General features: G+C 64.8%; 14 protein-coding genes and 1 tRNA gene. 12 read left to right on the top strand and 3 right to left on the bottom strand.

The features are described 5' to 3' along the window. Positions 1–349 precede the first annotated feature (349 nt). Together ACXMDM_RS05360 and cobJ are read left to right on the top strand one after the other, a co-directional pair. Positions 350–1,558, top strand: a complete 1,209-nt coding sequence (locus ACXMDM_RS05360; protein ID WP_145536800.1) for a hypothetical protein — start codon at positions 350–352, stop codon at positions 1,556–1,558. Further along, positions 1,558–3,366 (top strand): precorrin-3B C(17)-methyltransferase, encoded by a 1,809-nt coding sequence (gene cobJ, locus ACXMDM_RS05355; RefSeq protein ID WP_499570223.1) that lies wholly within the window; start codon positions 1,558–1,560, stop codon positions 3,364–3,366. The genes ACXMDM_RS05360 and cobJ overlap by 1 nt, the downstream gene beginning before the upstream one ends. Positions 3,367–3,370: 4 nt before the next feature. On the opposite strand, the gene ACXMDM_RS05350 is transcribed toward cobJ, so the two are convergent. Then, a tRNA-Pro gene (locus ACXMDM_RS05350) sits at positions 3,371–3,444 on the bottom strand. 74 nt (positions 3,445–3,518) lie between these two features. On the opposite strand from ACXMDM_RS05350, the gene lipA reads away from it, so the two are divergent. Further along, positions 3,519–4,388, top strand: a complete 870-nt coding sequence (lipA, locus tag ACXMDM_RS05345; protein ID WP_083544482.1) for a lipoyl synthase — start codon at positions 3,519–3,521, stop codon at positions 4,386–4,388. 7 nt (positions 4,389–4,395) lie between these two features. On the opposite strand, the gene gltB is transcribed toward lipA, so the two are convergent. After that, positions 4,396–9,018 carry a glutamate synthase large subunit gene (gltB, locus tag ACXMDM_RS05340; protein WP_071800903.1) on the bottom strand — a complete coding sequence of 1,541 codons (4,623 nt, stop codon included), beginning with the start codon at positions 9,016–9,018 and terminating at the stop codon, positions 4,396–4,398. A 317-nt stretch (positions 9,019–9,335) separates the two neighbouring features. Between gltB and ACXMDM_RS05335 the strand changes: the two genes are divergently transcribed. The 9 genes from ACXMDM_RS05335 (at position 9,336) to ACXMDM_RS05295 (ending at position 18,178) form a co-directional block, all read left to right on the top strand. Further along, on the top strand, positions 9,336–11,006 hold the full coding sequence (locus ACXMDM_RS05335) for a phosphodiester glycosidase family protein (protein ID WP_233830594.1): 1,671 nt from the start codon (positions 9,336–9,338) through the stop codon (positions 11,004–11,006). 11 nt (positions 11,007–11,017) lie between these two features. Beyond that, a complete protein-coding gene (locus ACXMDM_RS05330; protein WP_071800898.1) occupies positions 11,018–11,374 on the top strand; it encodes an AIR synthase in 357 nt (118 codons plus the stop codon). A 52-nt stretch (positions 11,375–11,426) separates the two neighbouring features. Then, on the top strand, positions 11,427–11,801 hold the full coding sequence (gene rpsL, locus ACXMDM_RS05325; protein ID WP_071800897.1) for a 30S ribosomal protein S12: 375 nt from the start codon (positions 11,427–11,429) through the stop codon (positions 11,799–11,801). A 51-nt stretch (positions 11,802–11,852) separates the two neighbouring features. Further along, positions 11,853–12,323 carry a 30S ribosomal protein S7 gene (gene rpsG, locus ACXMDM_RS05320; protein WP_071800895.1) on the top strand — a complete coding sequence of 157 codons (471 nt, stop codon included), beginning with the start codon at positions 11,853–11,855 and terminating at the stop codon, positions 12,321–12,323. Between the two features lie 103 nt (positions 12,324–12,426). Continuing rightward, a complete protein-coding gene (gene fusA, locus ACXMDM_RS05315) occupies positions 12,427–14,502 on the top strand; it encodes an elongation factor G (RefSeq protein WP_071800893.1) in 2,076 nt (691 codons plus the stop codon). Positions 14,503–14,541: 39 nt separating this feature from the next. After that, positions 14,542–15,774 carry an elongation factor Tu gene (gene tuf, locus ACXMDM_RS05310; protein ID WP_259722816.1) on the top strand — a complete coding sequence of 411 codons (1,233 nt, stop codon included), beginning with the start codon at positions 14,542–14,544 and terminating at the stop codon, positions 15,772–15,774. A gap of 234 nt (positions 15,775–16,008) precedes the next feature. Further along, entirely contained in the window at positions 16,009–16,329 is a 321-nt protein-coding gene (rpsJ, locus tag ACXMDM_RS05305; RefSeq protein ID WP_071800890.1) for a 30S ribosomal protein S10, read from the top strand. A 215-nt stretch (positions 16,330–16,544) separates the two neighbouring features. Then, on the top strand, positions 16,545–17,216 hold the full coding sequence (locus tag ACXMDM_RS05300; RefSeq protein WP_071800889.1) for an LON peptidase substrate-binding domain-containing protein: 672 nt from the start codon (positions 16,545–16,547) through the stop codon (positions 17,214–17,216). Then, entirely contained in the window at positions 17,216–18,178 is a 963-nt protein-coding gene (locus ACXMDM_RS05295; protein WP_083544481.1) for a methyltransferase domain-containing protein, read from the top strand. The genes ACXMDM_RS05300 and ACXMDM_RS05295 overlap by 1 nt, the downstream gene beginning before the upstream one ends. Here the strand turns inward: ACXMDM_RS05295 and pheA are convergent. Beyond that, positions 18,175–19,026 carry a prephenate dehydratase gene (gene pheA, locus ACXMDM_RS05290; protein WP_071800888.1) on the bottom strand — a complete coding sequence of 284 codons (852 nt, stop codon included), beginning with the start codon at positions 19,024–19,026 and terminating at the stop codon, positions 18,175–18,177. The genes ACXMDM_RS05295 and pheA overlap by 4 nt on opposite strands. Positions 19,027–19,056 lie beyond the last annotated feature (30 nt).

Genomic DNA, 19,056 nt, shown 5'->3' with positions numbered 1-19,056 from the left:
TGGAAACCAGGGAGACAGAGGACCAGCTAATCGCCAGAACCCCCTGCCACAACTGGAGCTGAAGTCCCAATGAAGGGACCGCTGGCGAGAGTATAAGGGCGTGTTTCGGGCCCCTAGGCGCGGAAGTAACAAAGGTTCAATCCAGCGGCTCTCCTGTCAGCGACAGGGCTCTAGCAAGGGATACTTATCAACGAGCCAAGGAATTCTGCATTGCTTTTGTTATTCAAAAATTTGCTATTCCAACCATCAGTCGCCAGCAGAGCCAGGCCCGCCAGGCAAGGGACCCACGCAAGCGGCGCGCAGACTGGTCCCAGGGACAGGGGCCTTCAAGGGTGATCCGATGATCTCGTTGGGACTTCGATGGCTGGCAGCGACGCTGCTCTCCCTGACCGTGCTCCTCTGCGGAGCCTGGAGTGTGTGGCCATCTGCCGGTCCGGCCGCTCCAACCAACCGGGGGCCCTCCCCCACCAATCCAGCTGGTGCCCTGCAGGAGGTTGCTCCGCCGCTGGCGGTTCAGCAGGTGCAGGCCCTGCTGGCTGAGCGGCAACCGCGGTTGAGGATCCTCTCGCCCGCCAACGACGCGATGCTCCCCGCAGGCCCCTGGGATCTGGAGCTCGAGATCGACGACTGGCCCCTGGTGGGACCAGGCCCCCTCGGGATCGGCCCCCACCTCGTGGTTCAGCTCGACCAACAGGAACCCCTGCGGCTGAGTGATCCGCCCAGCGACGGCCTGGCCCCCGTGCGCTTGCACCTGACGATGGCCCCACTCAGGCCCGGCAGCCACAGGCTCAGTGTCTATGCCGCCAAACCCTGGGGTGAGGCGGTGAAATCAGCTGGTGGTTTCCGCCAGGTCAGATTGCACCGCGCCGCCGTCAATCCTGCCGAACTACCCGTCGCGGGCTCTGCCCAGCTGATCAGCGCCATTCCTTTTGATCAGGTAAGGGAGCAGCCTGTCCCGATCGACTGGTTGCTGGTGGATGCTCCGCTGCAGAGGCTGCGTGATGACGATCGCCACTGGCTGCTGCGGGTCACGGTGAACGGCGACAGTTTCCTGGTCGATCGCCAGACCACCGTCTGGCTAACGGGCTTGCGCCAAGGCGGCAATGCGGTGCAACTGGAGCTTCTCGACAGCCTCGGCGACTCCCTCAACCCTCCTTACAACAGCCTGGTCGAAGAGGTGACCCTCGCTCCGGAAGGCGACAACCGCTGGCTTCAGGGGACACTCTCGGCCGCTGAGCTCGATCAGATCCTTGGCCGGGCGGCAGCCGAGCCGATGGGCCCCAACGCAACCAGCTTGCCGCTGCCAACCGGCGAAAGCCCGGAGCCAACCGTTGCTGACGCGGCAGAACCGGACCCAGCCAATTCCGATTCCGCAGAAGAGCCGCCAGCCCAACCAGACCAACACGTTGAACCCGTAACAGCAGAGAGCGATCCACCCCAGCGGCAGGATCCGGAGACCAGCGCCGAAACCGATGCCGTCGTCCTTTCCAACGAAGCTGTCGTCCCGCCCGACGCGGCTGGCAACGGCCTGGACCGGCCGGATGACAAGTTGAGCTGATGGGCGAACACATCTGCTGGGGTCTGGGTCTGAGTCGCTCCAGTGGGTCGGTTCTGAGTCGGCTGGAGCAGGCCGGCCTGCTGCAGCGAGCAGCTGCGGACGCACCGCTCGCTGAGTTTCTGGCCCAGCATTGGGACAGCGCCGCCGCGTTCGTGGTGGTAGGCGCCTGTGGCGCAATCACCCGACTGATCGCGCCCCTCCTCAAAGGCAAAGCCGAGGACCCCGCCGTCGTGGTGGTGGATCCGGCTGGTCGCTTCGCCATCCCCCTGCTGGGGGGGCATGGGGCCGGTGGCGAATCCCTCAGCCAGCGGGTGGCCGCCCTGCTGGGGGGGCAAGCGGTGCTGAGCGGATCAAGCGGCGCCGCGGGTCGCCTGGCCCTCGATTGCTTCGGCCGGGACTGGGGCTGGCGGCGGGGCGGCGGCGATTGGGATGGGCTGAGGAAGGCGGCGGCGAGGGGCCGGGGCCCTGCGCTCCAGCAGGAGGCCGGCCTGACCCTCTGGCAGCAGCTGGACGCGGCGGCCGCCGGGCCCAAAGCGCAACTGGAGTCGGGCCTTTCGCTGCACGTCAGCCACCGCCAGGGCCCAGGCTGCCGCTGGCACCCGCCCTGCCTATGGCTGGGGATCGGCTGTGAGCGAGACACGAGCCTCAGCCTGCTGGTACGGGCTGTCGATCAGGCCCTCAGCGAGCACCAACTGGCGCCGCAAGCGGTGGCCGGGCTGGCCAGCGTCGATCGCAAAGGGGATGAACCGGCCCTTCTGGCCCTGGCGCAGCAGCGAGGCTGGCCGCTGCGCCTGTTTGGGGCCACGAGCCTGGCCCCGGTGGCGGTACCCACCCCATCGCTGGCTGTAGAGAAGGAAATGGGCACCGCCAGCGTCGCCGAGGCCGCAGCCCTGCTCGCCGCAGGACCGGAGGCTTCACTGCTGGTCAACAAACGGATCGAGCGGGCAGCCAGCGCCGCACTGGGCCTGGACGTGGGCCCAGAAGGGGCGCCAGAGCAGGGGGCCGCCACCTTGGCGATCGCCAAGGCCGCCAGCCAATGGGCGCCCGCCCAGGGGCACCTCCACCTCATTGGCAGTGGCCCAGGCAGCCTCGATCTGCTCACTCCCGACGCCCGCCAGGCCCTGGCCCTCAGCACGGTCTGGGTGGGCTACGGGCTCTATCTCGACCTGCTTGAGCCGCTGCGGCGACCCGACCAGTGGCGCTGCGACGGCCAACTCACCCAGGAACGCCAACGCTGTGCCCAGGCCCTGGATCTGGCCAGCCAGGGCCTGACGGTGTCCCTGGTCTCCTCAGGAGACAGCGGCATCTACGGCATGGCCGGGCTGGCCCTGGAACTGTGGCTGCAGCGCGAGGACGGCAGCAGACCGGGCTTCAGCGTGCACCCCGGCCTCTCTGCCCTGCAGCTGGCGGCGGCCCGGGTCGGGGCGCCGCTGATGCACGACTTCTGCACGATCAGCCTCAGCGATCGGCTCACGCCCTGGCCATCGATCGAGAGGCGCCTGCGGGCTGCGGCCTTGGGCGATTTTGTGGTGGCTCTCTACAACCCTCGCTCGCTCGGCCGCGACTGGCAGCTGGCCAGGGCCCTGGAGCTGCTGGCCGAGGGGCGCACCACCGCCATTCCCGTGGTGCTGGCCCGCCAACTGGGCCGCCAGGAGGAGCAGGTCAGCCTGCACCGGCTCGGCGACCTCCCCCACGACCAGGTCGACATGCTCAGCCTGGTGCTGGTGGGCAACAGCACCACCCGGCTGCAGGACGGCCGGATCGTGACCCCGCGCGGCTATCCAGGCGCTGAACTGGGCCAGGCCTGATCAATCGGGATGACAGGATTCGAACCTGCGGCCCCTTCGTCCCGAACGAAGTGCGCTACCAAGCTGCGCCACATCCCGTTGGGAAGAGCTTAGGCGATCAATCAACGCTCCCCCCTACATTTGAACCCCAGCCTTTGGGAGGCCCTGCGTTCTTGCTGAAACCCGAGTGGCTGCGTGTCAAAGCTCCGCAACGGGAGCGCATTGGGGCCGTTGCCGACCTGCTCACCGACCTGGCGCTGAACACCGTCTGTCAGGAGGCCAGTTGCCCGAACATCGGTGAATGCTTCGCCAGCGGCACCGCCACCTTCTTGATCATGGGGCCGGGCTGCACCCGCGCCTGCCCTTACTGCGACATCGACTTCGACAAGAGCGTGCGCACGCTTGATGCGAGCGAACCGCTGCGGCTGGGCGAGGCGGTGGCACGGCTTGGCCTGAGCCATGTGGTGATCACCTCGGTCAATCGCGACGACCTCGACGACGGGGGGGCCAGCCAGTTCGTTGCCTGCATCCAGCAGGTGCGCGCGCGCTCCCCCGGCACCACCATTGAGCTGCTCGTTCCGGATTTCTGCGGCAACTGGGACGCCCTTGCCGCCGTGATGGCGGCCGGGCCGGATGTGCTCAACCACAACATCGAGACGGTGCCCAGGCTTTACCGGCAGGTGCGACCCCAGGGGATCTACGCACGCTCCCTGGAACTGCTGCAACGGGTGCGCGAAGGCTGGCCTCGCGCCTATACAAAATCCGGGTTGATGGTGGGGCTGGGCGAAGGCGACGAGGAGGTGCTGGACGTGCTCGGCGATCTCCACCAGCACCGGGTCGACATCGTCACGATCGGCCAGTACCTCTCACCAGGCCCGAAGCACCTGCCGGTGCAGCGGTTTGTGAGCCCGGAGCAGTTCCAGGCCTTCCGGCTCCATGGCGAAACCGAGCTGAGCTTCCTGCAGGTGGTCAGCTCGCCGCTCACCCGTAGCAGCTACCACGCCGGTGAGGTGCGACGGCTGATGCGGGAGTATCCCCGCTGAACGGCCACTAAACCGCCACCTTCACCCGCTCGCTGAGGCCAAGGGCGGCCAGCTCGCTGGGGGGAACGAGCACCTTGAAGCGTCCACGCCACTGGGGCCAGTTGGCGAGGATTTCGGCGGCCTTGCGGCTGCCTGTGACTTCCAGATGGGTTTCAAGCAACGGCTTGAGCAACGCCTCCTGCTCGGTGGTCTCAAGGGGGTGGATGGCAACGGTCTCGGTGTTGAGGCGACCGGAGAGGGCGTCTTGCTCATCGAGCAGAAAGCCGACACCGCCGGTCATGCCGGCAGCGACGTTGCGACCGGTGCTGCCCAGGATCACCACGATGCCGCCGGTCATGTATTCGCAGCAGTGATCACCACTGCCCTCAACAACGGCATGGGCGCCGCTGTTGCGAACCGCGAAGCGTTCACCGGCGCGGCCGAGGGCAAAAAGAGCGCCGCCGGTGGCGCCATACAAACAGGTGTTGCCGAGGATCACCTGGGCGCCCGGATTGACACAGCCAGCTGGGGGAACCAGGACGATCCGGCCGCCATTCATGGCTTTGCCGACGTAATCGTTGGCATCGCCCTCCAGCCGCACGTTCATCCCCTCCAGCAGCAGGGCACCGAAACTCTGACCGGCGACACCCTCGAAGTGGAGATCGAGGCGGCCACGAAAACCGGTGTTGCCATGGCGCCCGGCGATTTCACCCGCCAAGCGAGCGCAGACGCTGCGGTCGGTGTTGACGATCGCCAGGCTGCGGCTGACCTGGCCATGGGACTCGATGGCGGCAAGAACCTGCGGGTCGCTGAGCAATTGATCTTCAAGGATCGGCCCATTGCCATGGGCTTCTGCCCGGTGCTTCAGCCAGCTGCGGTCGGCCGCCTGGGGGATGGGCTCGAGCAGGCAGGTGAGATCGAGGGAGCCGGTTTTGGTCAGCTCAACCGCCCGGGGCACGAGCAGCTCGTTGCGGCCGATCAGATCTTCAAGCCGGGCGACACCCAACAGGCTGAGCAACTGGCGAACCTCCTCGGCCACATACAGGAAGAAATTGACCACATGCTCCGGCAGGCCGGTGAAGCGCTTGCGCAGGGCTTCTTTTTGCGAGGCCACCCCGACCGGGCAGTTATTGGTGTGGCAGATCCGGGCCATGATGCAACCTTCGGCGATCATCGACACCGAACCGAAGCCATACTCCTCGGCGCCCAGCAGCGCAGCCATCAGCACGTCCCAGCCGGTCTTGAGGCCGCCATCGGTGCGTAGCAGCACGCGATCACGCAGACCATTGACCAGCAGGCTGCGGTGCACTTCGGAGAGCCCCAGCTCCCACGGGCTGCCGGCGTGTTTGATCGAACTGAGCGGCGAGGCGCCGGTGCCGCCATCGTGGCCGGAAATCTGGATCACATCGGCATTGGCCTTGGCCACACCGGCGGCAATGGTGCCGATACCGATCTCGGCGACCAGCTTCACCGACACCTTGGCGGCGGGGTGAACCTGGTGAAGATCGTGGATCAGCTGGGCCAGATCCTCAATGGAATAGATGTCGTGGTGCGGGGGTGGAGAAATCAGGGCCACACCAGGCTTGCTGTTGCGCAGCCCAGCGATGTAGGCGTCCACCTTCGGGCCGGGAAGCTGGCCGCCTTCGCCGGGCTTGGCCCCCTGGGCCACCTTGATCTCAAGCTGCCGCCCACTGCGTAGGTAGGCCGGGGTCACACCGAAGCGGCCGGAGGCGATCTGCTTGATCGCTGAGCAGGCCGTGTCTCCGTTGCGCAGCCCCCGAATCGTCGGCAGCGTGGGCGAGTGCCCACCTGCATCCACATCCTCAAGGGCGCGGAAGCGGGCGGAATCCTCACCGCCTTCGCCACTGTTGCTCTTGCCGCCGATCCGGTTCATGGCGACGGCCAGAACCTCATGGGCTTCGCGCGAAAGGGCGCCAAGGCTCATGCCACCGGTGCAGAAGCGGCTGCAGATGCTCTCAACGCTCTCCACCTGGTCGAGCGGCAAGGGTGTGGGCGCCAGCTTCAGTTCAAGCAGGTCGCGCAGGGCCGTGACCGGCCGGTGCTCGAGCAGGGTGCGGTAGGTGGAGAAGTGGTCGTAGCCAGGGCCTGCAGCTACGGCGGCATGCAGGGCCTTGGCCATCTCCGGGCTGTTGAGATGGAATTCTCCGCCGGTGCGGTATTGGACGAAGCCCATGAACTCCAACTTGCTGCGGTTCAGCTCCGGGTAGGCCTTGGCATGGAAGGCCAGGGTTTCGCTGGCCAGATCGGCCAGGCTCAGGCCGGCGACCCGGCTGGTGGTGCCCTTGAAGGCCAGGCTGATCAGATCGGCGCCGATGCCGATGGCCTCGAAGATCTGGGCGCCGTGATAGCTGGCCAGCAACGAGATGCCGATCTTGGAGAGGATCTTGCGCAAGCCGGCCTCCAGGGCCTGGCGCACGTTGGCCTGGGCGGCGGCGGCATCGAGGCGTGGCAGCTTGCCGCGCTCCATCAGCGACTGGGTCTTGGGATGGTCGAGCCAGTGGCGGGTGGTTTCCCAGGTGAGCCAGGGGCAGACGGCGCTGGCGCCGAAGCCGATCAGGCAGGCCAGGTGGTGGGTGCTCCAGCACTGGCCGGTGTCGGCCACCAGGGAGACCTGCAGACGCAGCCCCAGGCGCAGGAGGTGCTGGTGAACCGCTCCAACCGCAAGTAACGGCGGAATGTAGGTGGTGGTGGCTGTCAGACCGGGTTCAGGACGGCCTTGGGCACAGCGGTCGGCGTTGGAGCGGTCAGAGAGCACCAGGATCTGGCACCCCTCCCTGACGGCGGCTTCCGAGTCGGCGCAGAGCTGTTGCACCGCCGACTCCAGTCCGCCTGGCCCGGTGCCGACGGAGAAGAGGGTCGACAAGCTGACGGTGGAGAGGCCCTGACCAGCAAGGGCGGCCAGTTCACGCTCGTTGAGCAGCGGGCTATCGAGGTGCAGCACCGAGGCGGAGGAGGGTTCGGGCCTGAGGGCTGAGCCGCGGCGGCCCAGATGCATCTCCAGGCTCATCACCAGCTCTTCGCGGAGCGGATCGATCGGCGGATTGGTGACCTGGGCAAAACGCTGCTTGAAGTAGTCGTAGAGGAGGTGGGGCTTGGTGGAGAGCACCGCCAGGGGGATGTCATCGCCCATGCAGTAGGTGGGCTCCTTGCCCTGACCGGCCATGTCCTCGATCACCAGATCGAGATCCTCGGCCGTGAGCCCGAAGGCGGTCTGGTGCTGGAGCAGATCGAGTTCGCCCATCGACTTGGCGTCCTGCCAGGGCTGGGCCTGAAGGCTGCGGCGTTGCTCCTGGAGCCAGGCGCCATAGGGATGGCGGGCCGCCACCTCTTCCTTGACCTGCCAGTTCTTCAGCAAGCGACCGTTTTCCAGGTCGACGGCCAGCATCTGGCCAGGGCCGAGCCGACCCTTTTCAATGATCCGGCTTTCCTCGATGGGCACCACACCGGTTTCCGAACCCATCACCACCAGGCCATCGCGAGTGATGCAGTAGCGGGCAGGCCGCAGTCCGTTGCGATCCAGCGAAGCACCCACACTGCGTCCGTCACTGAACACCAGCAACGCCGGGCCATCCCAGGGTTCCTGGAGGCAGGCGGAGTACTCGTAAAATGCCCGCACCTCTGGGCGGGAATCGAGTTCCGGCTGCTCGCGAAAGGCCTCAGGCACCAGGGTCAGGAGGCAGTCGGTGATTGGCCGGCCGCTGCGCACCATCAGCTCGAGCATGGCGTCGAGATTGGCAGAATCGCTGAAGGCCGCGTTCACAACGGGCTTGAGGTCGGCGGCGGCGGCACCCCAGGCGGCATCGAGGTGGGATTCGGCGGCCTGGGCCCAGTTGAGATTGCCCAGCAGGGTATTGATTTCACCGTTGTGGCCCAGCAACCGCATCGGCTGGGCCAGGGGCCAGCGGGGCAGGGTGTTGGTGCTGAAGCGGCGGTGATACACCGCGAAACTCACGGCAAAGCGCTCGTCTCTCAGGTCGTTGTAGAAGGCCGGCAGCACTTCCGAGCGCACCATCCCCTTGTAAACCAGGGTGCGGCCGCTGAACGAAGCGAAGTAAAGGTCTCGAACTTCAGGCCCCCAGGTTTCCCTGACCAGGTCACCGACCCGCCGGCGGCAGCGAAACAGCAGCGCCTCCAGGGCATCACCGCTGGCGTCGGACTCCACCAGCCATTGCTCGATCACCGGGGCGGTCTGGCGGGCCAAGGGGCCGAGAACACTGGGATCAACCGGCACCGGGCGCCAACCCAGACTGCGCAGGCCAAGGCTTTGGGCGGCCTGTTCACAAAATTGGCGGGCCTGCTGCAGCCGCTCCGGATCGGCCGGCAGGAACAGCATGGCCAGACCCCGCCGGTTGGGCACCGTTGCGCGCGATTCCGGCCAGACCGCTTCGAGAAAACTCCAGGGGATGCCGGAGAGAATGCCGGCGCCATCGCCGGAGTCGCTGTCACCGCCACAGCCACCGCGGTGCTCCATGCAGCTGAGCGCCTCCAGGGCTTGCAGCAGCAGGCCATGGGAGGCAGCACCATCCAACTGGGCCAGAAAACCAACCCCGCAGGCGTCCTTTTCCCCGGCGACAGCCGCCGGTGCCGGGCTGTCGCAATGGGGCCAGAGGGGACGGGAGGAATGCGGCATGGACCGGAACAACCTGCAGAAACAAGCGGCAGCCCTGATTGACGCAGGTGGCCACCCCAGTGAGCGGACAACAACTCTAGGGACAGGTGCCTGGGCTTAGCGTTCACCAGCAACGGAAAAGGCTGATGGCGTGGCCGATCCCGCCAGCGCGCTATGGCCGCTGGCTCTGCTTGACAGTTTTGACTCTGCTTCCGATCGCCACTGGGCCGGGAGCTTCCGCTCAGTCCGGCTGGCGACCGGGACGTCAACCGGCTGAGCCGCCTCCGGCGAGAACGCCGGCAAGACAACAGGCCAGAGAGCAAGAAGGCAGCCGACTGGTGATCAACGGCCTGGCCCAACAGGCCCGTTGGCAATGGCTTCAGAGCGATGGAGCCGCCGCATCGCAGTTGTGGCTGCCCTTGGAGGTGCTCCAGGGCCAGCTCGGCTTCAGCAGCGAAAGCAGGCCAGATGGCGGCCTTGAGCTGGAATGGTTCGGTCAGACCCTCAAGGTGGCCCCGGCTCAACTGCGCAGCCTCGATGATGAAGTCGGTCTGGATGTGGGGCCAACCTTCGCTGCCGCCGGAGTCCGCCTTGAAGCCACGGCCGAGACACTGAAGATTGAAATTCCGCCGGCGGGCTTAGTCGGAATCCGGGTCTCCTCAGCGGGGGGAACCGCCGCTATGGGCGGCCGCCGCGTGGTGCTGGATCTCGATGGCATCGCCCTGGTGCGCCAGGAGAGCGGCCAGCTGCTGCTGGGGCTGCGCAGCACCGCCGCGCAGCGTGCTGAACTCCAGGGGCTTGGTTTCGCGGCGCGCCAGAGCGATCAGGGATTGACCCTCCAACGCCCTGGCGTGGTTCCCAAGGTTCTGACCCTGGGAGGGCCGGCCCGGGTGGTGCTCGATCTCGCCGGGGTCGGGCTGGCTGGCACCCCTGGCGCCGGTGCGGTCGCGACGCCGCCACCCCGGCTGGATCCACGGTTGCAGGCCCTACTGAGCAGCAGCGTCACCGTCGAGCGGCAGGTCCGTGCCGTCGGCAACCGGCGGATGCTGATCAACAGCGTGCGGCTGGATCCACGGCGCAATCCCCTCGAACTACGCCTGCTCACCAGGCCCGACGGCATGCAGGGACTCAGTTCCCTGCCGGCGCTGGCAGCGCGCGATCAGGCCCTGGTGGCGATCAACGGCGGTTTCTTCAACCGGATCAGGCGGATGCCCCTGGGTGCTCTCAAAGAACAGGATCGCTGGCTCTCCGGACCGATCCTGAACCGTGGCGCCGTCGGTTGGCGACCCAGGGAGCTACCCCAGTTCGGCCGGCTGCGGTTGGAGGAATGGCTGACTGACGAGACCGGCAGGCGCTGGCCGCTGACCACAGTGAACAGTGGGTATGTCCAGCGCGGCCTGGCCCGTTACACGGCCGACTGGGGGAGCGGGTATCGGCCCCTGAGCGGCGCCGAGACGGCTGTGTTGATCAGGGGTGGCATCGTTCAAAGGCAGTGGAGCCGCGCGGAACTCGCCCAGGGGGTTGGGCTTGGCGCCGGTGACACATTGGTGGTGGCCAGAGCCGGGGCGGTGGCTCCCTGGCCCGTGGGCAGCCGCCTGAGCTTGAACAGCCGCCCGCTCGATGCGGTGGGGATGAACCCCTTCGTGCTTGGCGGCGGCCCGTTGCTGCTTCAGGACGGCAGGCTGGTGCTCAATGGGACAGCGGAAGGATTCGGCGCCGCGTTTCAACAGCAGGGGGCGCCGCGCACGGTGGTCGGCAGCGACGGGCGTCAGCTCTGGCTGCTCACTGTTCAAGGGGAGGGCAATGCTGGGCCAACCCTGCAGGAAACCGCCGGACTGCTCAGGCAGATGGGGCTGCGGGATGCCCTCAATCTCGATGGCGGCGGCTCCACTGGCTTGATGGTCGGTGGGGCGATGACCGTGTTGGGCCGTGGAGTCTCCGCCTCGATTCACAATGGTCTTGGTCTGGTGCCACGGGATTCCGTCGCAGACTCTTCCCCTACACCCTGAGCGAAGCCGCCATGCCGAAGGGACTGACCGTTCACCTGAGCGCCGCTGCCGCTGCTGAGCTGGGCCGCCAGGCCGCCGTGGCCGGCACACCGGGGCTGATGCATCTGGATCTGGTGGAAGGAGGCTGTGAGCGCTGGGTGCTGAGGATCCGTCCCGGCGACCTGACCGGGATGGCGGTCGCCAGGGCCGACGGCATCACCCTGCACGCCCCTGAGGACCAATTCGCTCTGATGGCGGGCCTCAACCTGGACTACCGAGGGGATCTCAGTGGCGGCGGCTTCCTGATCAGGGCCGCCGACGGGCTGCAGTGCTGCGCCTGCGGGGCCGCCTTCAGTCGTCAGAACCATGACGGTCCGCCGACGGCGTAGGGTGATCAATTGTGAAAACGGTCGGACGTCCGGCTTCTCTCTTCGGCCCTCGATGCCCACGATTCAGCAGCTGATCCGCACCGAGCGGCAGCACCTCACCCGCAAGACCAAATCCCCTGCGCTGCGGGCCTGCCCGGAGCGCCGAGGCGTGTGCACCCGCGTGTACACCTCCACCCCCAAGAAACCGAACTCCGCGCTGCGCAAGGTGGCCCGCGTCCGGCTCACCTCGGGCTTTGAGGTCACGGCCTACATCCCCGGCATCGGCCACAACCTGCAGGAGCACTCCGTGGTGTTGATCCGCGGCGGTCGCGTCAAGGATTTGCCCGGTGTCCGCTACCACATCATCCGTGGCACCCTCGACACCTCCGGTGTCAAGGACCGGCGCCAAAGCCGCTCCAAGTACGGCACCAAGGCACCCAAAGGCTGATCGAGCCCGCCCCGTTTCCTTTTCCTTCCTCGCTTTCCTTCCTTCAGGTTTATGTCCCGCCGCAATGCTGCTGAGAAGCGCCCGGTTCATCCCGATCCCCAGTTCAACAGCCGTCTGGCCTCGATGGTGGTGGCACGGCTCATGAAGCACGGCAAAAAGTCCACCGCCCAGCGCATTCTCTCGGATGCCTTTGGCCTGATCAACGACCGAACCGGCACCGATCCACTTGAGGTGTTCGAGACAGCCGTGCGCAACGCCACTCCCCTGGTGGAAGTGCGGGCAAGGCGGGTCGGTGGCGCCACCTATCAGGTGCCGATGGAAGTGCGGCAGGAGCGCGGAACAGCGATGGCCCTGCGTTGGCTGGTGAATTTTTCACGGGCTCGCAACGGCCGCAGCATGTCCCAGAAACTGGCGGGCGAACTGATGGATGCCGCCAACGAAGCCGGCAACGCGGTCCGCAAACGGGAAGAAACCCACAAGATGGCTGAAGCGAACAAGGCCTTCGCCCACTACCGCTACTGAGCGGGGAGCTACCAGCTGGGTCGCGGGCCCAGCAACTAGCGGTATCACCAGTTACAGTCAACCCGCATTTTTTTCGTCGATTTACCTTCGGAGACCTTCACCCGTGGCCCGCGCCTTCCCCTTAGATCGCGTCAGAAATATCGGCATCGCCGCCCACATTGACGCGGGCAAAACCACCACCACCGAGCGCATTCTTTTTTATTCCGGTGTGGTCCACAAGATGGGCGAGGTCCACGATGGCGCCGCCGTCACCGACTGGATGGCCCAGGAGCGTGAGCGTGGCATCACGATCACGGCGGCTGCTATCTCCACCAGCTGGAAAGACCACCGGATCAACATCATCGACACGCCTGGCCACGTCGACTTCACGATCGAAGTGGAGCGCTCCATGCGGGTGCTCGATGGTGTGGTTGCCGTTTTCTGCGCTGTCGGCGGGGTCCAGCCCCAGTCGGAAACGGTCTGGCGGCAGGCCGATCGCTACAAAGTGCCGCGCCTCGTGTTCGTCAACAAGATGGACCGCACCGGCGCCAATTTTCTCAAGGTCTACGACCAGATCAAGGATCGCCTGAAGGCCAAAGCTGCCCCAATCCAGCTTCCGATCGGCGCTGAAGGCGACCTCAAGGGAATCATCGATCTGGTGCGTCAGAAGGCGATCATCTACACCAATGACCTCGGCACTGACATCGTCGAGGGAGATATCCCCGCCGAGATGCAGGAAGAAGTCGCACTCTGGCGCGGCAATTTGATGGAAACGGTGGCCGAAACCGATGACGAACTGACTGATTACTACCTGGAAAACGGTTATCTCACCGATGAACAATTGGTGAAAGGCATTCGGATCGGTGTGGTCAAGCACGGTTTGGTGCCGATCCTCTGTGGTTCAGCCTTCAAGAACAAAGGTGTTCAGCTGATGCTGGATGCAGTTGTGGATTATCTGCCCGCACCGATCGATATTCCGCCGATCCATGGCCTCTTGCCCGATGGCGAAGAAGCCAGCCGGCCCTGCGACGACAATGCCCCGTTCAGCGCCCTGGCCTTCAAGGTAATGGCTGATCCCTACGGCAAACTCACCTTCGTGAGGATGTACAGCGGAACCCTCAAGAAAGGCAGCTATGTGCTCAACAGTACCAAGGATAAAAAGGAACGCATCTCCCGGCTGATCCTGCTCAAGGCCGACGACCGGGAAGAGGTCGATGAACTGCGTGCCGGTGATCTTGGCGCTGTTCTTGGTCTCAAGAACACCACAACGGGTGACACCCTCTGCGTTGAAACCGATCCAATCATTCTGGAGTCGCTGTTCATTCCCGAACCGGTCATTTCGGTTGCTGTGGAGCCCAAGACCAAGGGGGACATGGAGAAACTCTCCAAGGCTCTGCAATCACTCTCCGAAGAGGACCCCACCTTCCGCGTATCCACTGACCCGGAAACCAACCAGACGGTGATCGCCGGCATGGGCGAGCTTCACCTGGAGATCCTGGTGGATCGCATGCTCAGGGAGTTCAATGTCGAAGCCAACATCGGCGCTCCTCAGGTTTCTTATCGCGAAACCATTCGTGGCAGCGCCAAAGGCGAAGGCAAATTTGCCAGACAGACCGGTGGCAAGGGCCAATACGGCCATGTCGTAATCGAGATGGAGCCTGGTGAGCCGGGTACAGGCTTCGAGTTCGTCAACAAGATCGTTGGCGGTATCGTGCCGAAGGAGTACATCGGACCGGCCGAAAACGGCATGAAGGAAACCTGCCAGTCCGGCGTGATTGCTGGTTTCCCGATGATTGATATCAAGGTCAGTATGGTCGATGGCTCCTACCACGACGTCGACTCCTCCGAAATGGCCTTCAAAATTGCCGGCTCGCTGGCCTTCAAGGACGGCGTCAAGAAGTGCAATCCTGTACTGCTTGAGCCGATGATGAAGGTGGAAGTCGAGATCCCCGAGGATTTCCTTGGATCAGTGATCGGCGACCTCTCCTCCCGGCGCGGTCAGGTCGAAGGCCAGTCCATCGACAATGGACAATCTAAAGTCCAGACCAAGGTGCCCCTGGCCGAGATGTTCGGCTATGCCACTCAGCTCCGATCCATGACCCAGGGTCGGGGTGTTTTCTCGATGGAGTTCAGCCATTACGAGGAAGTTCCTCGCAATGTGGCTGAGGCCATCATCTCCAAGAATCAGGGCAATTCCTGATCTTTACAACCCCAACCAACCCCCCGATTCTTTCCTTCAATGGCCCGCGAGAAGTTTCAGAGGACCAAACCTCACGTCAACATCGGCACCATCGGCCACGTTGACCATGGCAAGACCACCCTTACTGCCGCCATCACCAACGTGCTGGCGTCCATCGGCCAGGCGAAAGCTCAGGCCTATGACGACATTGACGGCGCTCCTGAGGAGAAAGAGCGGGGGATCACCATCAATACCGCCCACGTCGAGTACGAAACCGAGGGCCGTCACTACGCCCACGTGGACTGCCCGGGTCACGCCGACTACGTGAAGAACATGATCACCGGCGCCGCCCAGATGGACGGCGGCATTTTGGTGGTGGCCTCCACCGACGGCCCGATGGCCCAGACCAAGGAGCACATCCTGCTGGCCAAGCAGGTCGGCGTTCCCGCCCTGGTGGTGTTCCTCAACAAGACCGACATGGTCGACGACGAGGAGATCCTTGAGCTCGTCGAACTGGAGATGCGCGAGCTGCTCGACAGCTATGACTTCCCCGGTGATGACATCCCCGTGATCACCGGCTCCGCCCTCAAGGCCCTTGAGCACATTCAAGGAGGAGGCGGCAAAGGTCTGCGCGGTGAGAACGAGTGGGTCGACAAGATCCTCGACCTCATGGATGCCGTGGATGCCTCGATCCCCGAGCCCGAGCGTGAGATCGACAAGCCCTTCCTGATGGCCGTCGAAGACGTCTTCTCGATCACCGGTCGCGGCACCGTGGCCACCGGCCGGATCGAGCGTGGCAAGGTCAAGGTCGGCGAGACCGTCCAGATCGTCGGCATCAAGGACACCCGCGAAACCACCGTCACCGGTGTAGAGATGTTCCGTAAGCAGCTCGAGGAAGGCATGGCAGGTGATAACGCCGGCCTGCTCCTGCGCGGCATTCAGAAGGAGGACATCGAGCGCGGCATGGTGCTGGTGAAGCCCAACTCCATCAAGCCCCACACCAAGTTCGAGGGTGAGGTGTACGTGCTCAAAAAGGAGGAAGGCGGCCGCCACACACCCTTCTTTGCTGGCTACCGCCCGCAGTTCTACATCCGCACCACCGACGTGACCGGGCAGATCACGGCCTTCACCGCCGATGACGGCACCAACGTCGAGATGGTGATGCCGGGTGACCGCATCAAGATGAGCGCCGAGCTGATCTGCCCAGTGGCGATCGAGCAGGGCATGCGCTTCGCCATTCGCGAAGGCGGCCGCACCATCGGTGCCGGTGTTGTCTCCAAGATCGTGGCTTGAGCGCGATTTGATCGGTGTGGGGGTGGCGCCAAATGCTTACCCCCCGCCAAAACCAGCCCTTTACGGGGCCAATGCTCTTGGAGACCGGTTCGCTTCTTGACACCGGCTCTTTCCTTGACACCGGCTTTCTCCTTGACGCCGGCTCGCTCCTTGACAATTGATGGATCCCAGGTTCCATCCGTTCCCTCCCGTTGAGACCCTCGCGTGCCTTCAACGGGCTTTTCTATCCCTCCCATGTCCACCGCCATCGCTCAGCAGAAAATCCGCATTCGCCTCAAGGCGTTTGACCGCCGCATGCTGGATCTTTCCTGCGACAAGATCATCGAAACCGCCGATCACACCGCCGCCACGGCGATTGGACCGATCCCCCTGCCCACCAAGCGCAAGATTTATTGCGTGCTGCGCTCCCCCCACGTGGACAAGGATTCCCGTGAGCACTTCGAGACGCGCACCCACCGCCGCATTATTGATATCTACAGCCCCACCGCCAAGACCATTGACGCTCTGATGAAGCTGGACCTGCCCAGCGGAGTTGACATCGAAGTGAAGCTCTGAAAACAAAGCTCTGAAAACGAAGCTTTGGAAGCAGTGCCTGGTGTCGAGCGGCCTGAGCCAATCGCCCAGGCCAAGCCATTAACCTTTCGGCCCAGACCAACGGCCGATGGATTGTGGATCGCCCGCCCTCAAGGCGGGTTTTTACGTTCAGGGCCGTGCCGAGATCCCTAAGATCGGTTTAGAGCCTCACTCTTTTGCAACCACGCAGGACCTTTGTGACCGATTTGGCCGTCCGGGAACTCCCCCTCTTCCCCCTGCCGGATGTGGTGTTGTTCCCGCAGGAGGTACTGCCTCTACACATCTTCGAGCCCCGCTACCGGATGATGCTGAGCACGGTTCTGGAAACCGATCGGCGTTTCGGGGTGGTGCGCTGGGACCCCCAGGAAAAGAAAATGGCCAGCGTTGGCTGCTGCGCCGAGATCCTGCAATGTCAGACGCAGGATGACGATCGCAGCAACATCGTCACCATGGGCCAGCAGCGCTTCCGCGTGCTCGAAGTGGTGCGTGAAGCACCGTTCCGTGTCGGCATGGTGAGCTGGATCGAAGACCAGGCCAGCGACAGCGACAACTCACTCGAGCAGCTCGCTGGCGAAGTGACCCAGGCTCTGCGTGATGTGGTCGATCTGACCGGCAAGCTGATCGGCAAGCCCACCAGCCTGCCCAACGACCTGCCTGATCTGCCCCGGGAACTGTCGTTCTGGATCGGCTCCCACCTGGGTGGCCCCGTGGCTGACCATCAGCAGGCCCTGCTTGAGCTGACCGACACCACCGAGCGTTTACGCCTGGAGTATTCCCTCCTTGACCAGACCCGCCGTCAACTGGCGGCTCGAACCGTTCTCAAGGACACCTTTAAAGGAATGGGTGAGGACGGCCAGGATCCAAGCTGATGGCACTCAATCTCCTGCCTGGGGCCCTGCTTCTTGGTGCGGGTGCAGCTGGCTTGGGGTGGTATGCCACCCAGCTCTGGCAACGGCGAAACCGGCGCTATCAGAGCACCGAGACGGTCGCGGCGGCCTATGACCGCTGGACCGACGACCAATTGCTCGAACGCCTCTGGGGGGACCACGTCCACCTCGGACACTACGGAGAGCAGCCGCGGCGCGCCGATTTCCGCGCCGCCAAAGCAGCTTTCGTGCATGAATTGGTGCGCTGGAGTGGCCTCGATCAACTGCCCAGTGGCGCCCGCGTGCTGGATGTGGGCTGTGGCATCGGCGGCAGTGCCCGGATCCTCAGCCGGGATTACGGCTTTGAAGTGCTGGGAATCAGTATCAGCCAAGCCCAGATCGCCCGGGCAAGCCAGCTCACCCCCGCCGGCCTGCCCTGCCGTTTCGCGGTGATGGATGCCCTGGCCCTCGATCTCGCCGATGGTCAGTTCGATGCGGTCTGGAGTGTGGAGGCCGGACCGCACATGGCCGACAAGCAGCGCTACGCCGATGAGCTGTTGCGCGTGCTCGCGCCGGAAGGCCTGCTGGCCGTGGCCGACTGGAACCGGCGCGATCCAAGCAACGGCGCGCTGACGAGCCGCGAGCGCTGGGTGATGCGTCAGCTGCTCGACCAATGGGCCCACCCCGAGTTCGCCAGCATCCTCTCTTTCAGGCACAACCTGGCCTGCAGCCCCTTCGCCAATGGAGCCAGCGTGACCACAGGCGACTGGACCAAGGCCACCTTGCCCTCCTGGATCGACTCGATCATGGAAGGCATCCGCCGCCCCGGGGCGGTGCTGGGCCTGGGGCCGATGGCCGTGCTGCAGGGACTCCGCGAAACCCCGACCCTGCTGTTGATGGACTGGGCTTTCCGCAACGGCCTGATGCAGTTCGGTGTGTTCCGCTGCCGCAAACCAACGACCTAGCCGCCGTTCTCTTCGACGATGCTGATTGGGTAGGTCCCGAACAGGACCAGATGCTCACAGTGACCGGCCAATTCCGCGACAGCCTGCTCAAGGGAGCCCGAATCGGCTGGTAGCTCCAGGTCAACGAAGAACAGGTATTCGCCCATTTCCCGCTTGGACGGGCGTGACTCGATCCGGCTCATGTTCAACTGCCGATGGGCGAAGCAGCGCAGGGCATCGAGCAGGGCGCCGGGGTTGTTCGCCCGCAGCGAGAAGGCGAGGCTGCAGTGGGTGGCTTTGGCGCGGCCCGCAGGGATGGCAGGCGCACGCTGCAGCAGGAGGAAACGGGTGCAGTTTCCGGCCACGTCATTGATCGGATAGGCCAGTACCTCCAGGCCGTGCTGGCTGGCCGCCTGGAGCGAGGCCACGGCAGCGCGGAAGTGGCTGCCGCCCACCAGGCGCGAAGCCTCCGCCGTGGAGCTGGTGGGCAGCTGCAAGGCATCGGGAAGATGTTCGGCCAGCCATTGGCTGCACTGGGCCAGGGCCTGGGGATGGGAGAGCACCTCACTGATGCGGCCGATCGGACCGCTGCCGAGCAGGGCATGGCGAACCGGCAGAACCAGGGCTCGCCGGATTCCCAATTCCTCATGCTCCCAGAGGGCATCCAGACTGGCCGTGACCCCGCCCTCGACCGAGTTCTCGACGGGCACCACGGCTGCATCACAGTGGCCGTCAGCGAGGGCCCGGATCACGGCCCGGTGCCCGCTCTGGGGGACCAGTTCCACATCGCCCAATCCTTCAAGGTCAGCCAGGGTTCTGGCGGCCTGCTCGCCATAGGTTCCAGCGGGACCAAGAAAGGCAAGACGCATGACAGGGGAGCAACGGAGCGGCGAACGCTG

The organism is Synechococcus sp. CS-603 (genome assembly GCF_977929215.1).
Note: the sequence above shows the minus strand (reverse complement) of the source record. Positions and strands in the feature narration are given on the sequence as shown.